Raw genomic sequence first — 1,534 nt, 5'->3', positions numbered from 1 at the left:
AACGCCGCGGCCTTCGCCGGCCACCCGGAGCAGGGCCGCTGGGGCGCGGCCGACCTGCGCGCCCGCACGGCGGCGGACTGGTTCGACCCGGCGGGCTTCCTGCTCGCCGAGGAGGTCGCGCACGGGGGCGGGCCGGACCCGGACGGGGAGCACCCGCGCCTGCTGGGGTTCCACTGGACGAAGCGGGAGCCGGGCTCGGCCGTCGGCGAGGTGTACGTGCTCGGGGTGGCACCGGCGGCCGCGGGGCGGGGCCTGGGGCGGGTGCTGGCGGTCGCGGGCCTGCGGCACCTCGCCGGGCGGGTGGGGCTGGCCGAGCTGTACGTCGACGGCGGCAACACCGCGGCGGTGCGGCTGTACCGGGGGCTGGGTTTCGAGCGCGCCGCGCTGGACGTGCAGTACCGCCTGCCCGGCTGAGGCCGGTACCCACCCGCCGATCACCCGGTGTGCACCCCGGCTGCACCGGGGGTCCGCCGACCACCCGGTCGCCGCGCACGACGGGCTGCCGCAGCGGTGCCGGTGGCAGGATGCTGGGCATGAGCGCCAGCACGCAGCAGGGTTCCGCACCACAGGCGATCGCGCCCCGGCCGGCGCTCGCCCGCGAGGAGGACGCCGCCGAGCTGCCCGCGGACCGGTTCGCGGACCGGGAGGTGTCGTGGCTGGCGTTCAACGAACGGGTCCTCGCGCTCGCCGAGGACCCGGACATGCACCTGCTCGAGCGGGCCCGGTTCCTGGCGATCTTCGCCAACAACCTCGACGAGTTCTTCATGGTGCGCGTGGCCGGCCTGAAGCGGCGCATGGCCACCGGTCTGGCCGTGACCGCCGCCAGCGGCCTGGAGCCGCGCGAGGTGCTGGAGGCGATCAGCACCCGCGCCCACGAGCTCACGGCCCGCCAGGCGGCGGCGTTCACCGACCGGGTGCGCCCGGCGCTGGCCGAGGCCGGCATCACGATCGTCCGCTGGGAGGAGCTGGCGCCGGAGGAGCAGGTCCGGCTGCACGGGTTCTTCCGCGACCGGGTGTTCCCCGTCCTGACGCCGCTGGCGGTGGACCCCGCGCACCCCTTCCCGTACATCTCCGGCCTGTCGCTGAACCTGGCCGTCGTGGTGCGCAACCCCACGACGGACAAGGAGCACTTCGCGCGGGTGAAGGTGCCGCCGCTGCTGCCGCGGTTCGTGGAGGTCGAGCCCGCCGGGGGCGCGCCGGCGGCGTCGGCGGAGGGGCCGCGCACGGCGCGCTTCGTGCCGCTGGAGGACGTCATCGCCGTCCACCTGGACCAGCTGTTCCCGGGCATGGAGGTCGTGCAGCACCACACCTTCCGGGTGACCCGCAACGAGGACCTGGAGGTGGAGGAGGACGACGCGGAGAACCTGCTGCAGGCGCTGGAGAAGGAGCTGCTGCGCCGCCGCTTCGGCCCGCCGGTGCGGCTGGAGGTGGCCTCCGACATCGACCGCACGATCCGCGACCTGCTGGTGCGGGAGCTGGGGGTCAGCGAGCAGGAGGTGTACGAGCTCCCCGAGCCGCTCGACCTGCGCGGCCT

The 1,534-nt window shown here is 75.7% G+C and carries 2 protein-coding genes; both read left to right on the top strand.

The features are described from left to right. Nucleotides 1–414: GNAT family N-acetyltransferase (locus ABEB16_RS19880; protein WP_345713934.1), on the top strand; the 414-nt coding region annotated here is incomplete at its 5' end. A 110-nt stretch (nucleotides 415–524) separates the two neighbouring features. Continuing rightward, on the top strand, nucleotides 525–1,534 hold a 1,010-nt coding region (locus ABEB16_RS19875), incomplete at its 3' end, for a polyphosphate kinase (protein ID WP_486335998.1).

It is taken from the genome of Kineococcus glutinatus (genome assembly GCF_039542765.1).
Classification (GTDB): domain Bacteria; phylum Actinomycetota; class Actinomycetes; order Actinomycetales; family Kineococcaceae; genus Kineococcus_A; species Kineococcus_A glutinatus.
The sequence above is the reverse complement of the archived record's forward strand: the minus strand, read 5'-3'. Positions and strand labels throughout refer to the sequence as shown.